This is a genomic window from Wolbachia endosymbiont of Drosophila bocki, assembly GCF_028982005.1.
Lineage (GTDB): Bacteria > Pseudomonadota > Alphaproteobacteria > Rickettsiales > Anaplasmataceae > Wolbachia > Wolbachia pipientis.
Genome location: NZ_JAPQLG010000034.1, coordinates 1 through 1,693, shown reverse-complemented (window position 1 = coordinate 1,693; position 1,693 = coordinate 1). Strand labels below are relative to the sequence as shown.

Annotated in this window: 1 rRNA gene; it reads right to left on the bottom strand. The window is 43.8% G+C overall.

Going from position 1 to position 1,693, the window contains the following annotated elements:
* A 16S ribosomal RNA gene (locus OZD61_RS00625) occupies window positions 1-984 on the bottom strand; the annotation flags it as partial.
* Window positions 985-1,693: the final 709 nt, after the last annotated feature.

Genomic DNA, 1,693 nt, shown 5'->3' with positions numbered 1-1,693 from the left:
TTCGAATTAAACCACATGCTCCACCGCTTGTGCGGGCCCCCGTCAATTCCTTTGAGTTTCAACCTTGCGGTCGTACTCCCCAGGCGGAGTGCTTAATGCGTTTGCTGCAGCACTGAAGGGCGGAAACCCTCCAACACTTAGCACTCATCGTTTACGGCGTGGACTACCAGGGTATCTAATCCTGTTTGCTCCCCACGCTTTCGAGCCTCAGCGTCAGTTACAGACCAGAGAGTCGCCTTCGCCACTGGTGTTCCTCCATATATCTACGCATTTCACCGCTACACATGGAATTCCACTCTCCTCTTCTGCACTCAAGTCTCCCAGTTTCCAATGACCCTCCCCGGTTGAGCCGGGGGCTTTCACATCAGACTTAAGAAACCGCCTGCGCTCGCTTTACGCCCAATAAATCCGGACAACGCTTGCCACCTACGTATTACCGCGGCTGCTGGCACGTAGTTAGCCGTGGCTTTCTGGTTAGATACCGTCAAGGCAAGAGCAGTTACTCTCCTACTTGTTCTTCTCTAACAACAGAGTTTTACGATCCGAAAACCTTCTTCACTCACGCGGCGTTGCTCGGTCAGACTTTCGTCCATTGCCGAAGATTCCCTACTGCTGCCTCCCGTAGGAGTCTGGGCCGTGTCTCAGTCCCAGTGTGGCCGATCACCCTCTCAGGTCGGCTATGCATCATGGCCTTGGTGAGCCGTTACCTCACCAACTAGCTAATGCACCGCGGGTCCATCCATCAGTGACACCCGAAAGCGTCTTTCAAATCAACACCATGCGGTGTCGACTATTATGCGGTATTAGCACCTGTTTCCAAGTGTTATCCCCCTCTGATGGGCAGGTTACCCACGTGTTACTCACCCGTCCGCCACTCCTCTTTCCAAGTGAGTGCAAGCACTCGGCAGGAAAGAAGCGTTCGACTTGCATGTATTAGGCACGCCGCCAGCGTTCGTCCTGAGCCAGGATCAAACTCTCATAATAAAAGTTGAACACAATCTTGCGATTGTTAAGCTCATTTGTTTGCTAGCATATTGCTTCGCTTGTTAAAAATTGTTGTTTGTTTTTACCGTTGTAAAAACAACCTACACATTTGGTTCGTCTTACTTTGTTCAGTTTTCAAAGGTCTACGTTGTTACCTCGCAGCAACTTTTATATCATATCAAATCTTCGATTTGATGTCAACACTTTTTTTAAAAAAGTTTCAAAGTTTTTTCTGCTTGATGTTATCGAATGTTTCGCGACAACTTCATTAGTTTATCAGGTTGTTTGTTATTTGTCAACAACTTTCTTCCTGATTTTTCAAGTTTTTTTGAAACTTGAAATGTTATTCTATTTTCATCACTCGGCATGTTTCATCCGTGCCTTGCGACAAGATATAATATACCAAGTTTCCGAGCTTTGGTCAACTAAAATTTGCATTTTTTTTAAACTTTTTTTCGTTACCGATTGTTTTATTACTTTTGTTGTTTATTGTTCGTTTTTGGGTCGAAAAAGAGTCCTTTTTGCTTCAATTCTTAATTTTTAGTAACATATTCTAAATTTCACGTAATATCTCCTAGTTTTTGTCAATTTTCTGCTTTTTTTGATAGAATGTAAGAGAAGAATTCTACTATAGTAATGGAGGAAATAAAAGAGATGAAAATTTTAGTTGCTGATGACGATAAAGAGATTGTAGAACTACTGAGTATTT